14 protein-coding genes, 8 tRNA genes and 2 rRNA genes are annotated in these 15,912 nt (G+C 48.5%); all 24 read right to left on the reverse strand.

What is annotated here, in order from left to right:
• Positions 1 to 101: 101 nt before the first annotated feature.
• Positions 102 to 2,756, reverse strand: a complete 2,655-nt coding sequence (locus KNO71_RS06385) for an MMPL family transporter (RefSeq protein ID WP_214685201.1) — start codon at positions 2,754 to 2,756, stop codon at positions 102 to 104.
• A gap of 3 nt (positions 2,757 to 2,759) precedes the next feature.
• The gene (locus tag KNO71_RS06390) at positions 2,760 to 3,203 is read right to left on the reverse strand and encodes a MarR family winged helix-turn-helix transcriptional regulator (protein WP_078147853.1); all 444 of its coding nucleotides are present in this window, start codon (positions 3,201 to 3,203) and stop codon (positions 2,760 to 2,762) included.
• Between the two features lie 85 nt (positions 3,204 to 3,288).
• Entirely contained in the window at positions 3,289 to 4,245 is a 957-nt protein-coding gene (locus KNO71_RS06395; RefSeq protein ID WP_214687694.1) for an NAD(P)/FAD-dependent oxidoreductase, read from the reverse strand.
• Positions 4,246 to 4,314: 69 nt separating this feature from the next.
• A complete protein-coding gene (locus KNO71_RS06400) occupies positions 4,315 to 5,001 on the reverse strand; it encodes a DUF975 family protein (RefSeq protein ID WP_214685194.1) in 687 nt (228 codons plus the stop codon).
• A gap of 83 nt (positions 5,002 to 5,084) precedes the next feature.
• The gene (locus KNO71_RS06405; RefSeq protein WP_012727632.1) at positions 5,085 to 5,303 is read right to left on the reverse strand and encodes a helix-turn-helix domain-containing protein; all 219 of its coding nucleotides are present in this window, start codon (positions 5,301 to 5,303) and stop codon (positions 5,085 to 5,087) included.
• Between the two features lie 10 nt (positions 5,304 to 5,313).
• Entirely contained in the window at positions 5,314 to 5,793 is a 480-nt protein-coding gene (locus tag KNO71_RS06410; protein ID WP_078147856.1) for a DUF2975 domain-containing protein, read from the reverse strand.
• Between the two features lie 115 nt (positions 5,794 to 5,908).
• Entirely contained in the window at positions 5,909 to 6,472 is a 564-nt protein-coding gene (locus KNO71_RS06415) for a YdhK family protein (RefSeq protein ID WP_214687696.1), read from the reverse strand.
• 139 nt (positions 6,473 to 6,611) lie between these two features.
• Entirely contained in the window at positions 6,612 to 8,408 is a 1,797-nt protein-coding gene (gene glmS / locus KNO71_RS06420) for a glutamine--fructose-6-phosphate transaminase (isomerizing) (protein ID WP_211782064.1), read from the reverse strand.
• A gap of 358 nt (positions 8,409 to 8,766) precedes the next feature.
• Positions 8,767 to 10,125 carry a phosphoglucosamine mutase gene (gene glmM / locus KNO71_RS06425; protein WP_078147859.1) on the reverse strand — a complete coding sequence of 453 codons (1,359 nt, stop codon included), beginning with the start codon at positions 10,123 to 10,125 and terminating at the stop codon, positions 8,767 to 8,769.
• 36 nt (positions 10,126 to 10,161) lie between these two features.
• Entirely contained in the window at positions 10,162 to 11,442 is a 1,281-nt protein-coding gene (locus KNO71_RS06430) for a CdaR family protein (protein WP_214687697.1), read from the reverse strand.
• Positions 11,443 to 12,303: a diadenylate cyclase CdaA gene (gene cdaA / locus KNO71_RS06435; protein ID WP_012727638.1), complete on the reverse strand. Its 861-nt coding sequence runs from the start codon at positions 12,301 to 12,303 to the stop codon at positions 11,443 to 11,445.
• A 127-nt stretch (positions 12,304 to 12,430) separates the two neighbouring features.
• Positions 12,431 to 13,066 carry an RseA family anti-sigma factor gene (locus tag KNO71_RS06440; RefSeq protein WP_214685190.1) on the reverse strand — a complete coding sequence of 212 codons (636 nt, stop codon included), beginning with the start codon at positions 13,064 to 13,066 and terminating at the stop codon, positions 12,431 to 12,433.
• Positions 13,063 to 13,638 carry an RNA polymerase sigma factor SigW gene (gene sigW, locus KNO71_RS06445; protein WP_012727640.1) on the reverse strand — a complete coding sequence of 192 codons (576 nt, stop codon included), beginning with the start codon at positions 13,636 to 13,638 and terminating at the stop codon, positions 13,063 to 13,065. The genes KNO71_RS06440 and sigW overlap by 4 nt, the downstream gene beginning before the upstream one ends.
• A 129-nt stretch (positions 13,639 to 13,767) precedes the next feature.
• Complete coding sequence (gene rocF, locus KNO71_RS06450) at positions 13,768 to 14,670, reverse strand: arginase (protein WP_214685188.1); 903 nt, start codon at positions 14,668 to 14,670, stop codon at positions 13,768 to 13,770.
• A 201-nt stretch (positions 14,671 to 14,871) separates the two neighbouring features.
• Positions 14,872 to 14,947 (reverse strand) — tRNA-Ala (locus tag KNO71_RS06455).
• Between the two features lie 18 nt (positions 14,948 to 14,965).
• Positions 14,966 to 15,040 (reverse strand) — tRNA-Gly (locus KNO71_RS06460).
• Between the two features lie 7 nt (positions 15,041 to 15,047).
• Positions 15,048 to 15,123, reverse strand: a tRNA-Lys gene (locus KNO71_RS06465).
• 5 nt (positions 15,124 to 15,128) lie between these two features.
• Positions 15,129 to 15,212, reverse strand: a tRNA-Tyr gene (locus tag KNO71_RS06470).
• 6 nt (positions 15,213 to 15,218) lie between these two features.
• Positions 15,219 to 15,291 (reverse strand) — tRNA-Thr (locus KNO71_RS06475).
• 31 nt (positions 15,292 to 15,322) lie between these two features.
• Positions 15,323 to 15,398 (reverse strand) — tRNA-Val (locus KNO71_RS06480).
• A gap of 4 nt (positions 15,399 to 15,402) precedes the next feature.
• A tRNA-Glu gene (locus KNO71_RS06485) sits at positions 15,403 to 15,477 on the reverse strand.
• A gap of 5 nt (positions 15,478 to 15,482) precedes the next feature.
• Positions 15,483 to 15,557: transfer RNA gene (locus KNO71_RS06490), tRNA-Asn, on the reverse strand.
• Between the two features lie 8 nt (positions 15,558 to 15,565).
• Positions 15,566 to 15,682: ribosomal RNA gene (gene rrf / locus KNO71_RS06495) — 5S ribosomal RNA — on the reverse strand.
• A 95-nt stretch (positions 15,683 to 15,777) separates the two neighbouring features.
• Positions 15,778 to 15,912, reverse strand: a 23S ribosomal RNA gene (locus tag KNO71_RS06500); the annotation flags it as partial.

Genomic DNA, 15,912 nt, shown 5'->3' on the forward strand with positions numbered 1-15,912 from the left:
CAGTATTCCTCCTTCAATAATGGACCTGCCTTTCTGTTCCCGAATCCACCACAATCTATCCCAAAAACGGATATCTCATCATACGAGACATCCGTTTCTGCTTATGACTGTTTCTTTTGTCGGAATGGCCACCAGACACCATCGCCAAATGAAATCGTAATGGCTGGGATCAAGAGGGGTAACACAATCAAGCCATACAATAACAAACCGGTGATGACGATCGTCGCGATCTGGACGAGACTGAGCACGCCTGACGGAATCATGGCACCGAACGTCCCGGCGAGGATGACCGCGGCGGTCATAATGACGGTACCCATCTTCGTCATCGAGTGGATGAGCGCCTCACGGACCGTCTTCCCATTGATTGTCTCTTCCCGGAATCGATCTAACAAGAAGATGGAGTAGTCAATTCCAAGGGCAATCAACATAACAAAGCCAAAGAACGGAACGGCCCAGCTAATCCCGTCATAGCCGAGTCCTTCTACAAAGATCAGCTCTGTGATTGCCGCTGACGTATAGTACGTCAAGAGAAGCGAAGCGATCATATAGAGTGGCATGATCATCGAGCGGAACAGTGCTGTCAAGACGATGAACAACGTCACGAGCATGATGGCTACCGTTCGATTGAAATCATTCGTCGATGTTTCATTTAAATCGCTATTGATACTTGAAATCCCGGCATATCCGATGGTCGCATCCGCATATGGTGTTCCCGTCACGGCACGATTCATCGTCTCTTTGATTGTCTCGACGGTATCAATCGCTTCTGGCGAATACGGGTCCATCTCTAAGACGACCTCGAGCTGAGTCGCCATTCCTTCATCGAAGACATAGCGTTCGACGGCAGGTGAGAACGCATCCGATGTGAGCGTCCCTTCCGGAAGATACACACCAGTCTCCCGAAGCGCATCTGCTTCACTCAACTGTTGTAAGAATGAAACGGCTTCGCCGAGACCAGACTCAATTTGCCCTAGCCCGTCGTTCGCTTCCGCGACACCTGTCGCCAGTTGCGCTAACCCGCTACCAAGTTCACCGACCTGAGAACCTTGTGCATTTAATGCGGACGCCGCTTCGTTGATTCCTGACTCAATTTGTGTGAGGCCAGCTGATACTTGACCGAGCTGTCCGACTGCGGCCGGGATGTTTTGAGTCGCTGTCAATCCTTGCCCAATGAGACCAAGTTGACCATTCAACTGATTTAGTCCCGCTGCTGCTTCTGCAAGCGGTGCCCCAGCATTGGTTGAACCGCTTGGTAGTTGTCCAACAATCCCGTTCAATCCTTGCTCAATCTCATCCAATCCAGTTTGAACATCCCCGAGACCCGTCTGCGCTTCAGACAAGCCATCGCTGACTTCACTGAGCTGCGTATCGACATAAAAATCGTCGATGACTTCACCAGTAGGACGTGTGAGCGCACGGACACCATTCACACCTTCGACTTTTTCAAGCTCACTTGCAAACTTTTCGATATAGGGAACTTCTGATTCTGTAATGGCTTGATCTTGTCTCAAAATGACTTGTACCGGAAGGGATTCCCCTTGACCGAACCCTTCTGAGATCAAATTCAGTCCACGAACCGAATCGTACCCGTCTCCAATCTCATCGACCGTATTGAACGAACGGGCATCGTCATATGTGAATAAGACAGGTACTGTGATCAACCCGACGACCAAAATCGATACGAACGGGCGATTGACCGACAATCGGCTCAAGCTAGCCCAAAGCTTGCTGTCATGATGCTCGCCTGCCTTTTTCGACGGCCAAAACAGCCGCTGTTTGAGCGTCGCCATAAAGAATGGGACGACCGTGAAAAGAATCAGCAGCAACACCGCAATACCGACTGCGACGGCGACCGCTGATTTAAAGATTGGAAAATCAGCAAATCCGATGGCGGCAAAACCGACGAAGACCGCAAGTCCACTGATGAGGACCGTCCGTCCTGCCGTCTTGTACGTATTGACGATGGCGTCTTCGATGGCATGTCCTGCACTGAGTTCTTCTTTATAACGGCTAAGAAGCAGGATACAGTAGTCTGTCCCAATCCCGAACAAGATGGCGACAAGGAAGATCTGCGTGTAGTTGGACACAGGGAATCCGAACCAATCCACGAAGAACGCGACAAACGATTGGCTCAATAGATACGTGAATCCGACCGCAATGAGTGGGATGAACGGGGTCACGATGGAACGGAAGACGAGAAGGAGTAATCCAAAAATCAACACGACCGTGATGATCTCTGTCTTTTTCAACCCTTCCTGTGCACTTAAGTTCACATCATTGTTAATGATTTCTTCCCCTGTGATATATACTGTCTCCTCTTGTGGGAGCACGTTTTCACGGACATCATCAGCAAACGCATTGATTTCTTCCGTCGTACCTTCTACCGTGATGGGGACGAGGACGATGCGTCCGTCTTCTGAAACAAGCTGTGCCTCTGTCTCCTCGTTTTCGAACGGATTGAGAACATCTGTCACGACCGTTTCATTTTGTTTAAGTTCTTCGATGACACGTGCGACATCTGTTCGCTCCGTCTCTCCGATTGATTCAAACTCATAGACGAGGGAGATCGTCTTGTCACTCTTCCCGGCTTCATCTAAAATCGCTTGTGCGCGTTGTGAGTCCATGTCGTCCGCAAGTTGGAAGCTCCCTGCCTCTTCTGCTTGTTTCGTTAAGTTCGGTGCTGCGACAAATAATGCTGCCGTCAATACGATGAGGGAAATGAAAATTCCCCAGCGCCATTGAATGATTTTATGCATGTGTTATTCCTCCCCGATTCGGAGCAATTGCTTTATTTTTCGGAACGTCCGAACAAACTGCTCGATTTCAATTTCGTCTACTTCTCCATCGATGAGGGATTCCACATATCGATAGACGGCACCGTCCACTTCTTCGACGAGCCGTTTCCCTTCTGGGGTCAATTCGATCAATCGTTCCCGTTGATCTTGTCCTCGTCGACTCGTGACGAGTCCTTTTTCGACCAACTTTTTCAGGCGATTCGAGACCGCGCTTTTATGGACACCTTGTTTTTGCGCCAATTGCCCAGCCGGAGTTGGTCCAAACTGATCGAGTAACTTCAACAGTTGGAGCTGTTCACGCGAATACTCGCGCCATACGTCCCCTTCCATCGCTTCGATGACATGTTCCGTCCCATGGAACATCACTTCTTCAAATAACTGCACCGCTTCGCGCATCAATGCTTTCATTTTTAGTTTACCCCCTAAACTAGATGGTTATAGTTTATGCCCTAAACTAAATAGCGTCAAATAAAAAGACCGATAAGGGATGCCCTTATCGGCCCATGTTCTTTTCGATGGTTTCTGCCACACGTAACCCAGACAGATAGGCACTTTCGAATCGCGTTCGTCCGGATGGATCATCAGCTTCAAGGAAGACATCCCCTGCTAAATAGATGGGATGATGGCTTACTTGATAAAACGGCTCATGCCATATATCTTTCGCTTGCGCGTAACGCCAGCGTTTCAATTGCCGTGATCGGATGCCGAGGTCTCCGACTTCCTCACGCACTAACCGCTCGATTTCAGCAAGTGTCTCTGCTTCCGGTCGCTCATACCAGTCCTCACTCCACGTCTCTTCCATATAGACACTTATAAGTGATGTATCGGAGATGCCTTTTTGCCGATTATCGACGATTTTTAATACACCAGGTACCAGTTCTTGATCGAGAATACCGTCTGCTCCAATCTGCACATCACCGGCACATTCAAAAAGACCGACGAACGTCGGCGCATATACGAGACGAAGTAGCGCGGGGTTGATCTGGTCGACCAAACTCCCTAGTAGTTCGAATGACTGTGGAAGCGGTGCCGTCATCACGACTTGATCATAGGAACGCGTCGTCACGTCTGTCTTGACTGTGACGGTTCCGTCTTCTTCCACTTGAACGTTCTCCACTCGTTCATTCAACTGTACGGTCAAATCTTCAGCTAAACGCTTAGCGAGGGCATTCATCCCATTAATCGCGACATAACGTGGATAAGGGTCGGCATACCAGACTTGCACCCAGTTCGCATTCATCCACGACTGTACCTCTCGTTCGAGCTCTTCTCCACGCACCGTGAAATATACCGCTCCATGGTCGGCTCGTCCATCACCGATTCGACGCGTCGCCAAGCGTCCCCCGACGCTTCGACTCTTTTCAACCAATTCGACGTCATGACCTTGACGCGCGAGTTCACGCGCTGCGATGATTCCGCTCAGACCGGCCCCGATGATCCCAATCTTCATTCCGCATTCCCCTTTCTCTTCATGAAGATTGTAGCACGTTCCTTCAATTTACCCTCTGTTTGATATGCTTCAGGCTGGCTTGTTCCATTGTTCGTCGTACGCCCGACGCGAGTCTTCATACATGACAGCGAAACGCGAAACGACGAATGGACGAATGAGAACCGTCGCAATCGATAGGGAGAATGCAGCAAGTAAAACCGAATTGACGACCGTAAATAACGTGAAGCCAATCAAATAAATCGGGATGAACGGCAAAATTAGTTTAAATGCGTCCCACTTCTGACCATGCATCAGCGCGCGTGACTTCGTGATCGATTCTCTGACCGATAATGCTGGCTCATCTCGCAAAATAAAGTACGTGAACGCGTAAGAGAAGAACTTCATGATTCCTGGAACAATGAACAATAGTGTCCAAAGCGTCTGGAAGATGGCTAGTAGGATGACTGCAGTCACATGCTTACCAAATCGTTCTTTCATCGGTCGAAACACGTCACGGAACTGCGCGTCTTGTCCGCGAATGATTGAAAGAATGACCCAGTGATACCCAATGATGATTGGATATAGCATGAAGGATACAACAATTGTACATAAAAGGAATACAATCGCCTGTACTGAATCGGCTTTCGCCCCGTAAAGTGTCGGATCGAGCAATGCGCTAGATTCTAATATAACGGCACAGAGAAACGACCAGATTAACAGTCGACCTCGTTTCCCATTAATTGCTTCGTGTGTCCGTTCTGTCCATGTTTGAACCATTTTCTAGTCTCCCCCTGAATGATTTATTTTATATACGCTATATCGTTCAAATACGTTTCATGTTCACACAAAAAAGCAGAGATTCACTCTGCTCGTTCGTCCGCTCGATATTCTAGTATGTCCCCCGGTTGACAGTCGAGCGCTTCACAAATTGCTTCGAGCGTCGAAAAACGAATCGCTTTCGCTTTTCCATTCTTTAAAATCGACAAGTTCGCCATGGTGATCCCGACCCGTTCCGACAGCTCTGTCACACTCATTTTCCGCTTCGCTAACATCACATCTAGATTCACAATCATCGCCATTTTTCTCACCTCAGACCGTCAAATCGATTTCTTGTTTCATATCGATGGCTCGCTTCAATAATTTCTGTAACAACTCAGCAAAGACGGCAATGACAAATGCGGCGAACACGAAGACGAATCCGATGACTAAAAATCCTGGCGAGTCGTCACGCTCAGCGAACCAATAGAAGAACGGGAGTGTCGCCATATAGATGGCCGTGATGGTCAACGCACAATATTTAATGACACGAAGTGCTTTCACCGACCGATAGGAGAATGCCTCATTCCGATCAATCAATCCAAGTAAGATGAATGACTGTGACAAGGCAACGAAAAAGGGAATCGCTGCTACATACATCCCTCCAATAATCGGTCGCATCGAATTCGCAATCCATCCTCCGCTCTCCACCGCCTCTCGCCAAAGGAAAGGGAGTAAAAAGATACATGCCGCGAGAATCGGGAGCGACAAGACAATCACTGCTAGTTTCAAAAAGATGGTTTCCCGTTTCATCTGCCAAACACCTCATTTAGTTTTATTTTCTTTATCATATGCTATGATTTATCGTTTATCAATAAATATTTATCGAAAAAAATAGACCACGAGATGTACTCGAGGTCTATCACATTCATTTCATTGCTTCTAATTCACTTTCGGTCACCCATTTATGGTTTGTGACCTCTTCCCCGTCTTCGGTCGTGTAATCAACCATGTAAACGGTCGTCTCTTCCGCTGTATCGATTGTCGCTTCTGCGCCGTCCATCCCTTCCATATGGTCGGCGGCCAATACGACCTCATCCCCTTCAGACAAAGGCGCCTCGTCCGGATTATCCAGTTCTTCGTGAATCACCCATTTGTGATCCTCCACCGGGTCACCACCTGTAGTCGGTGTATAGCTGACGGCGTAGACCGTCGTATCATATGCACCGACAATCGTCGCCTCCACGCCTTCCATCCCTGGCATGTGATCCGCTGTCATCATCGCGGTTGATCCGACTGGAAAAGTCGGATCACTGGCTTCCATCAGCCCGTCTGGAACTTCTCCAGACCCGGAGTGATCCATCGCTGAATGGTCCATGCTTTGCTCTTCTGACATCTCCATCGATGTGTCCTCTGCCGTATCCCCACAAGCGGCCAATGATGTCGCGAGAATCACGACACCGAGACCTGTCATCCATTTCTTCTGTTTCATCAAATCTCTCCTTTGTTCATACTCATGTAGATTTTACCCCCTCTTTTGAAGAAACAGACGTTTTTGAGAACATTGCGATGATTTGTTAACTCATTGCAACAAAAAAGACCAAAATCCCGAAAGATTTTGGTCTTGGACATTATTCAACCGTTACAGACTTCGCCAAGTTACGTGGCTTGTCGACATCACAGTCGCGAGCGAGTGCTGCATAGTACGAGATGAGTTGAAGTGGAAGAACCGTCACGAGTGGCGTGAGAAGTGGTTCAACACGTGGAAGAACGAATGCGTCGTTCTCATGCTCCATTCCTTCCATTGAAATCGTACATGCGATGGCACCACGCGCCACAACTTCCTTGATGTTTCCACGGATGTTGAGGTGTGTGTTTGGTTGAGACACGAGCGTGATGACCGGTGTCCCGTCTTCAATCAAGGCGATCGGACCGTGTTTGAGTTCCCCACCTGGGTACCCTTCTGCTTGGATATATGAAATCTCTTTCAGCTTCAATGCGCCTTCGAGACCTACATATGAATCCAATCCACGTCCGAGGAAGAATGCGTTACGTGACTCTTTCAAGAACTTATCTGCAAGCTCTTCAAAGATTTCTTTTTGTGCCATGATCGAGTCCATTGTTGTCGCAACGAGTGCAAGTTCTTGCATGAGATCAAACGGTAGTTTCTTCCCGTTCGCACGAGCGATGTCGTATGCGAGAATTGCGAGGACGGCAATCTGTGCCGTGTATGCTTTCGTCGAGGCGACCGCGATCTCTGGTCCTGCGTGGAGGAGCATCGTCTCGTTCGCTTCACGTGACAATGTCGATCCTGCCACGTTCGTTAACGTGAGCGCTTTATGGCCCAATTTTTTCACTTCGACGAGGACGGCACGGCTGTCCGCTGTCTCACCTGATTGTGAGATGAAGAGGAAGAGTGGCTTCTCTGTCAAAAGTGGCATGTTGTAACCGAACTCTGATGCGACGTGTACTTCAGTCGGTACACCTGCAACGCGCTCAATCAATTGCTTCCCGACAAGACCAGCGTGGTAACTTGTACCACATGCGACGATATAGACGCGGTCTGCTTCCGAAACGAGTTCACGCACGCCTTCTGCGAGCTCGATGTCGCCGTTCTCGTTCTGGTAGTGCTGGATGATGTTACGGATGACGGCTGGCTGTTCGTCCATCTCTTTCAACATGTAGTGCGCGTACGTGCCCTTCTCGATGTCTGACGCATCGATCTCGGCCGTGTATGGTGCACGCTCGAGTACTTCGCCGTCGAGCGTCTTGATCGTCGCCGACTCACGTGTGAGGATGACGATCTCACCATCGTGGAGCTCGAGGTACTGGTCTGTCACCTGGAGCATCGCCATCGCGTCTGATGCGACGACGTTGAACGTGCCGTCACCAAGTCCGACGAGGAGCGGCGACTTGTTCTTGCCGATATAGAGGCGCTCTTTGTCCTCTGAGTCGATCATCGCGATCGCGTACGAACCGTGGAGGTCCGAAAGCGTCTTACGGAACGCCGCCTCGACATCGCCGAGCTCGACGAAGTGCTTCTCCATGAGCTGGACGATGACTTCTGTGTCCGTCTCTGAAAGGAACGGGACGTCGAGCGTCTTCTTGATGAGCTCGTCGTTCTCGATTACGCCGTTATGGACGAGCGTGAAACGTCCAGTCGTGCTTTGATGCGGGTGGGCGTTCGGCACGCTCGGTACCCCGTGTGTCGCCCAACGTGTGTGGCCGATTCCAATCGTGCCGTCTACTTCTGCTGGGATGATTTCGCGTAGCGCAGCAATGCGACCGACTTCTTTGTGAACGTTGACATTCTCATGCATCAACGCAAGACCTGCCGAGTCATAACCACGGTACTCGAGTTTTTCGAGACCTTTGAGAAGGACTTCCTTCGCTCCGGTATTCCCAATCATTCCTACAATTCCACACATAAACAAATCTCCTCTATTCTTCGATTTCTCGAAAAAGGAAACGGGCTTTTTCTAAGAGCTGTCAGTACACGCTTCTTTGTCCGTCCGGTCGCCCGGGCGTTTTAAAAGCATGCTTATCGTCGTGACAGGCGACGAGGAGGCATCCGCCGAAATCTCGATAACCTCCAACCTCGTCAACTCCGCAGAGTTCTGGCGCTTGTTCGTACTCTTGTGTCCTTCCGTTTCCAAGGTCACGCTCTTAATAGTACAAATCACACCCCCATTCGTCAAGAAAATCCGCTGTTTTCTCGATGACAAAACGGAAACAAAAAGGGAATCCGATGTGGATTCCCTTGTGTTATTCCCGGTTTCGAAAATTTTATCCGTCTACGCCGTAATCTTCGCGCACGACTTGTGCGATTTTTTCAACGTAACGGTCACACTCTTCCGCTGTCGGGGCTTCCGCCATGACACGAACGAGTGGTTCTGTACCTGATGCACGGACGAGGATCCGACCGTTTCCGGCCATTTCCGCTTCCGCTTCTTGAATCGTTGCCAAGACACGCTCTCCGTTCATCGCATCGTTTTTATTCGTCACACGAATGTTCACGAGCTTTTGCGGATAAACTGGCATCTCTGCCGCTAATTCAGACAGTTTACGCCCTGTCGATTTCACGATTTCTGCCAATTGCACACCAGATAACATACCGTCACCCGTTGTCGAGTGATCGAGGAAAATCAAATGACCTGATTGTTCGCCACCGAGTGTATATTGATGTTTTTTCATTTCTTCGACGACATAGCGGTCACCAACTGCTGTTTGAAGCGCCGTCATGCCCGCTTCTTCAACGGCTTTATGGAAACCGAGGTTACTCATGACCGTCGCGACAATCGTGTTGTCTTTGAGACGCCCTTTTTCACTCAAGTATTTTCCGCAAATATACATGATCTTGTCTCCGTCGACAATTTCACCGTTCTCGTCAATCGCAATCAAACGGTCTCCATCCCCATCAAAGGCAAGGCCCATGTCCGCTCCTTTTTCACGGACGAATTCGGCCAAATGCTCAGGGTGTGTCGACCCGACACCTTCATTGATATTTAAACCGTTTGGCGAGTTTCCGATTGTCGACACGTTTGCTTCTAAGTCTGCAAACAGTCGAGCCGCAAGGCCACTCGTCGCTCCATGTGCACAGTCGAGTGCGATATGAAGACCATCAAAGTCTTCTTCTACCGTTTGTTTCAACATTTGAAGATACTTTTGCGCGCCTTCGTAGTAATCCGATACGAAACCGAGATCTTTACCTGTCGGACGCGGGAGCGTATCTTCCGCAGCATCTAAGATGTCTTCAATTTCTTGCTCGGTCGCATCGTCTAATTTGAAACCATCGCTACCGAAGAATTTGATTCCGTTATCCGCCACAGGGTTATGCGATGCTGAAATCATGACACCTGCCGTCGCGTCGAGCGATTTCGTCAAGTAAGCGACTCCAGGTGTTGAGATGACACCGAGACGCATCACTTCTGCACCGATTGAGAGAAGACCCGCAATCAATGCACCTTCAAGCATATGTCCTGAAATCCGTGTGTCACGACCGATCAACACTTTCGGCTGTTCGCCTTCTGGCAAATGTTTCGACAACACGTAGCCACCCGCACGACCTAAACGATATGCTAATTCCGCAGTTAACTCAGAGTTGGCAACACCGCGAACTCCATCTGTTCCAAAATATTTACCCATAAGATTAAATCCTCACTTTTGTATGATTGAACATCTTTATTGAATGGAAGATGTTTCGGTTTCTTCATCGACGCCCGTCAATTGAACATCGATTGTCTTTGGCGAGATCACGGTCACGCCTTTTGGTACTTCATAATCTGCATCGACCGCATGTGTTCCGCTCGGTAATCCAGTCAGATCTAACGTCACGTTGACACTGTTTGATGAGATGCTTTCAAGAAGGGAACGTTTGCCCGAGAGCGTTACGCTGACCACATCTTGCGTTTGAATCGTGAAATTCGTCCGGTCATATCCACGGACATTAATTGGAACGGTCAACCGAATCCGCTCTGTCAATTCACCCGTGTCATCTTTCGTCTCATCATTTGGACGAACGAGCACCTGGACTTCTACTTCTTTTTTACCGAGTGAAGTCGCTCCTTCCGGAAGACGAAGGGTAGCGGTCACTTTTTCCGACTTCGTTAAATCGTCAAGTTCAATCGGTTCTGTCTCCACTTGCTGGAGTTCATCTAGCACCGCTTTTGGTGCAAAGACACGGACTTCCGTCTCACCTAGCAACGTATCAACTAAGCGGAAATCGTCTGCCACCTCTCCGCTCGTGACGACCTCGATTGGAATCATCGCGCTCTCATCATAAATCGGTACGGTGACATTGATGATATTCGGATCGACTGACACGTTCAACGGATTTCCATTCGCATCTAAAATGGTCGGTGGAATTTCTCGTGTGAACGTCTGACTTTGATTGGCAACATCCACATTCAACGTGATTTCTTTGACGTTTTGAATCCGACTCGCACCACCTGTGACTTTTACAGTCGACGGTTCGATTTCGACATCGCCCGCGACTTTTCCGTCCGGTAATTGATCTTTGTTCAACAGATTCACGGACACAGGGACTTCAATCGTTTGTTTCCGATCGATATAGATTTCGACAGTCTCTCGATCTAGTTTGACATTGACGTCTCCGCCGAATCCACGCGCTTCGACCGGGACACGATGGAATCCGGTGCCAAGATTGGTCAAATCGACGAACACCTGATAATCTTTCACCAATTTCGTCATCGTTAAACTACTAGATGGCCCTTGAAGCTCGACACCCATCTCTTCCGGAACATTATATGCGACATACTGGACCTCATCAAAAAACACTTCGACCGGCACATCGAGCGTCATGGAACTTTGTCCGACGATTGGCAATGCGCTAGATGCGTTATTCGAAGAACTGGTCTCAGCGACCATTAAGTATAGAAGGACGGCTAAAGCAAGTGCGATGAAGCGGAGAAACCACTTATGTTGTAACCACTGATCAATCACTTACTTATCCCCTCCTTTTTTGCCGAAGAACGAGAGGGTCGCCTCTTTTTCTTCGATGACGAGTTCTTGAATTAATTTATTGCGAAGCGCTTCTTCGTCTAGTTCCCGATACAAGCGGCCCGCGATTGCAAGTGAGACTGCTCCCGTTTCTTCTGAGACGGTAAGAGTGACGCTATCCGTCACTTCACTGACCCCGATGGCTGCTCGGTGACGCGTCCCGAGGGCTTTATCGATGTGCGGGCTTTCCGAAAGCGGTAAATAGCAAGCTGCCGCCGCAATTTTCCCGTCCTGAATAATCATCGCGCCATCATGAAGCGGCGTATTCGGAATGAATAAGTTAATAATCAACTGGGATGTGATATGCGAGTCCATACGAATGCCGGTCTCCACATACTCGTTTAATCCCGTATCGCGTTCAATCGCAATCAATGCACCGATTCGCCGTTTTGACATGTACTGTGCGGAACTGACGATGGCTTCAATCATTTGTCGTTGTTGCTCCTCATCACTTGTTCCCGTACGACTGAATAAGTTACTCGTTCGTCCGAGATGTTCAAGACCACGTCTCAACTCTGGCTGAAAAATGATGATAATTCCGAGGAGACCGTACGTGATCACCTGATTTAGCAAGAACTGGAGCGTCTTCAATCCGAAGAAACCGCTCAAGAACCAACTGACTAGAATGATGGAAATCCCTTTAATTAATTGTACTGCTTTTGTCCCACGCACAATCATCATCAACTTGTAAATGACATACGTGACGACGACGATATCTAAAACATCATTCAAATAATCGTACCAATGTACGTTTTCTGAAAGATTTAAAAATGAGAAAAATGATACTTGTTCAAGTAGCGGCAAATGCTCCCCTCCTCAACTACCTAGCTAAATCGTGCAAATTCCATTATATCATCATTTCAATAGATACGCATTGCGTCACGTCAAAACGAAACCAGATTGAAACGAAAAAAAGACGCCGGAAGCGTCTTTAGAAAAGTTGTTTCATCGAGTACCAAATCCATTCGAACATCTGATCGATCTGTTCGAGTTCACCTGTCACTTGACCGGCACTTGCTAAATAGGCACGACCATTGACGGCTGTCGCGTTTCCATTGACGGTACCTTCAATCCGTAAATCGCCACCTTGGACCGTGATGTCTTTTTCAACCGTGACACCGGCCGGGACAATGACTTCATTCTCAGATACGATCACACCTGGTACTTTTGTATAGGTCATCGTCTCTGAAGCGCTGCTCCATAGTCCGAGTGTCGCACTAGACATCAAACTAAAGAACAGTACGGCCGCAATCAAACCTGGGTGCCGTTGCAACCATAGCATTTGTTTCGAGTGCGGTTTGCGTTCTTTTCGAACCGGTTTTGATAACGGTACGACAGAATCAGGTGCTGTCTGTGCAGGAGTTTCAGGTAAAGCGGCCATCACTCGAGCCGTAAAATCTGCTGATATTTTTGGACGAGGCAATGCTTTCAGTTCTGCGTCGATTCGTTCATATTGTAGATACGATTCATATAATTCATCGTCCTCTAACAATTGACGCAATTCGTCAGATTCTTCGGGCAAAACGCCATCTTCCAAATATTGTTGTACTTTTTCTTCAGGAGTCAATTGAACCCCTCCCTATTTTGAAAGATTGTTTTTAACATTTCTCTTCCCCGGAAGATCCTTGTCTTAACCGTTGCGACCGGCATGTCGATCATCACGCTGATTTCTTTAAGCGACAAATCATCCACATATTTTAATAATAACGGAATGCGATATTTGTCTGGAAGTTGCTTGATTGCCTCATGCATTTCACTTCGAATTTCGCGATGAACCACTTGGGCATCGGGTTGGGGCGCTTCATCAGCTAAGTGGTCTTGATAAGTCAAACCGTCTGTACCCGCAATTTCGGCATCCATCGAATATTCCGGCTTCCGCTTCCTCAATCGATCGATGGCAACGTTTGTCGTGATTCGATAGAGCCATGTTTTGAACTTATATTGCGCGTCATACGTATCGATTCGTGTATAGGCACGAATGAACGCCTCTTGGGCAGCGTCCTCTGCTTCGCCGCGATCATACAAAATTTTATAGGCGATTGCAAAGACGCCATCCTTGTATAGTTCTACCAGTTCGGCAAACGAATCGTGATTCCCCGCCCTCAATTCATCAACCAAACGGGTGGTCAGCCGTTCCATCAATCCACTTCCCCTCTCCGCTACACATGCGGTCATCTCTATATACGTCTTGATATTGAAATGGTTTCAAAAAAATCAAAAAAGTTTCCATCCCCATTGTAGCAAACGGGTTTGGAAACTGTAAGGAAATCAGACGGTTTCGCCTTCCAATAACAGGTTTTCTTTAGATTTTATAATCGTTTCACATAAGCGATAGGCCAACTGAGCCGTCACGTCATCCCGGTCTAATGCCGGATTTAACTCGACGAGCTCTACTGCGATCAAGTCTTCTGCTTGCATCGCTTCTTTTAAAATCGCTTTGGCTTCGACTTCTGTTAAACCGCCGTCAACCGGTGTACCTGTTCCAGGAACGAGGGATGCATCGAGACTATCCATATCGAAACTGATATAAAAACGGTCTACTCGTTCACGAAGATAACTCAATGACTCTTTCATGATGACATCCACGCCACGCGTACGTACTTCTTCTACTGTAATGACTTTGATGCCGAGTCGATTGATTTCATTCATTTCTCCTTCATCGATATCACGCAGGGCAATATAAACTAAATGCTCTGGTGATAGCTTCGGATCACGTCCGCCCACTTCTGTCAGACGCACGTCGCCCATCCCCATCGCTGCCGCAAGTGGCATTCCGTGAATATTCCCCGACGGTGATGTTTCGCCTGTATTCAAGTCAGCGTGAGCATCCACCCAAATGACTCCATAAGGACCTGTTTGAGCCAATCCAGCAAGAGTACCGATTGCCATACTATGATCGCCCCCAACGATCAAAGGGAATCGATTTTCTGAAATCTCACGATGTACGACTTCTGCTAATTCCGTGACGGTATGCAGGACACCATCGACCCGTTTTAAATGTTCTTCATTTTCTCGAATTTCAGATTCCGGCAAGACACGAATCGTATGTTTGACCGTTCCTGTTGGAAGGAGTTGTTGCATCCCCATTTCATTTAACTTTGTCGGTCCTTGATCGACCCCTAATTTCCCCTGACCGTAACGCAGCGGCACGTGAATATATGACCATTGCATCGCCATTCCCCCTTTATACGCTTGATAGTTAAATTGTAAACGCTATCATTTGTTTGGTTCAACTCGGCAGAATGATGAATAAACATGCAAAAAGGCAGCCTGAATGGTGGCAGGCTGCCTTTCTCTGTACTCTCAATTGAATGGTTCATGGTTTTAGGCAAAAAAAAACTTAAGTCATCACTAACTTAAGAAAAAAACATATGGTGGAGCCTAGCGGGATCGAACCGCTGACCTCCTGCGTGCAAGGCAGGCGCTCTCCCAGCTGAGCTAAGGCCCCGAAACAGGGATAAGAATATGGAGCGGAAGACGGGATTCGAACCCGCGACCCCGACCTTGGCAAGGTCGTATTCTACCACTGAACTACTTCCGCAAAAAAATGGTGAGCCATGCAGGGCTCGAACCTGCGACCCTCTGATTAAAAGTCAGATGCTCTACCAACTGAGCTAATGGCTCAAACCTGGTGGGGGGGGGCGGATTCGAACCGCCGAACCCGAAGGAGCGGATTTACAGTCCGCCGCGTTTAGCCACTTCGCTACCCCCCCGAGGAGTGCCGGCGAAAGGATTCGAACCCTCGACCCTCTGATTACAAGTCAGATGCTCTACCAACTGAGCTACACCGGCATATATATAGGTTTGATGTAATAAATAAAGATGGTGGAGGATGACGGGATCGAACCGCCGACCCCCTGCTTGTAAGGCAGGTGCTCTCCCAGCTGAGCTAATCCTCCATATTGGTGACCCGTACGGGATTCGAACCCGTGTTACCGCCGTGAAAGGGCGGTGTCTTAACCGCTTGACCAACGGGCCTAAATTGGCTCCGCAAGTAGGATTTGAACCTACGACCTACCGGTTAACAGCCGGTTGCTCTACCACTGAGCTATTGCGGAACGATCTTGCCTGGCAACGTCCTATCCTCACAGGGGGAGATCCCCCAACTACTTTCGGCGCTGAGACGCTTAACTTCCGTGTTCGGCATGGGAACGGGTGTGGCCGTCTCGCTATCGCCACCAGACAAAATGAATATTAACACCGCGTCATACGCATGTCAATATTGTTTTAGGGTTTGTTCCCTGAAAACTGAGGATTCATCAACACAAACCGTTAGACTAGATCAAAGCCTCGACCGATTAGTATCATTCAGCTCCACGTGTCGCCACGCTTCCACCCATGACCTATCTACCTCATCGTCTCTGAGGGGTCTTTCTTGATTGCTCAAAGGGAAATCTCATCTCGGAGGGGGCT

This window comes from Exiguobacterium sp. s163, assembly GCF_018617135.1.
Classification (GTDB): Bacteria; Bacillota; Bacilli; order Exiguobacteriales; family Exiguobacteriaceae; genus Exiguobacterium; species Exiguobacterium profundum.

Bases quoted from the DNA above. Each gene is read 5' to 3' on its own strand.
- KNO71_RS06405 (WP_012727632.1), bottom strand. From the start codon at position 5,303: ATGGCGATGATTGTGAATCTAGATGTGATGTTAGCGAAGCGGAAAATG.
- glmS (WP_211782064.1), bottom strand. From the start codon at position 8,408: ATGTGTGGAATTGTAGGAATGATTGGGAATACCGGAGCGAAGGAAGTC.
- KNO71_RS06415 (WP_214687696.1), bottom strand. From the start codon at position 6,472: ATGAAACAGAAGAAATGGATGACAGGTCTCGGTGTCGTGATTCTCGCG.
- KNO71_RS06385 (WP_214685201.1), bottom strand. From the start codon at position 2,756: ATGCATAAAATCATTCAATGGCGCTGGGGAATTTTCATTTCCCTCATC.
- rocF (WP_214685188.1), bottom strand. From the start codon at position 14,670: ATGCAATGGTCATATATTCACGTGCCGCTGCGTTACGGTCAGGGGAAA.
- KNO71_RS06390 (WP_078147853.1), bottom strand. From the start codon at position 3,203: ATGAAAGCATTGATGCGCGAAGCGGTGCAGTTATTTGAAGAAGTGATG.
- KNO71_RS06400 (WP_214685194.1), bottom strand. From the start codon at position 5,001: ATGGTTCAAACATGGACAGAACGGACACACGAAGCAATTAATGGGAAA.
- KNO71_RS06410 (WP_078147856.1), bottom strand. From the start codon at position 5,793: ATGAAACGGGAAACCATCTTTTTGAAACTAGCAGTGATTGTCTTGTCG.
- KNO71_RS06395 (WP_214687694.1), bottom strand. From the start codon at position 4,245: ATGAAGATTGGGATCATCGGGGCCGGTCTGAGCGGAATCATCGCAGCG.
- glmM (WP_078147859.1), bottom strand. From the start codon at position 10,125: ATGGGTAAATATTTTGGAACAGATGGAGTTCGCGGTGTTGCCAACTCT.
- sigW (WP_012727640.1), bottom strand. From the start codon at position 13,638: ATGGAACGGCTGACCACCCGTTTGGTTGATGAATTGAGGGCGGGGAAT.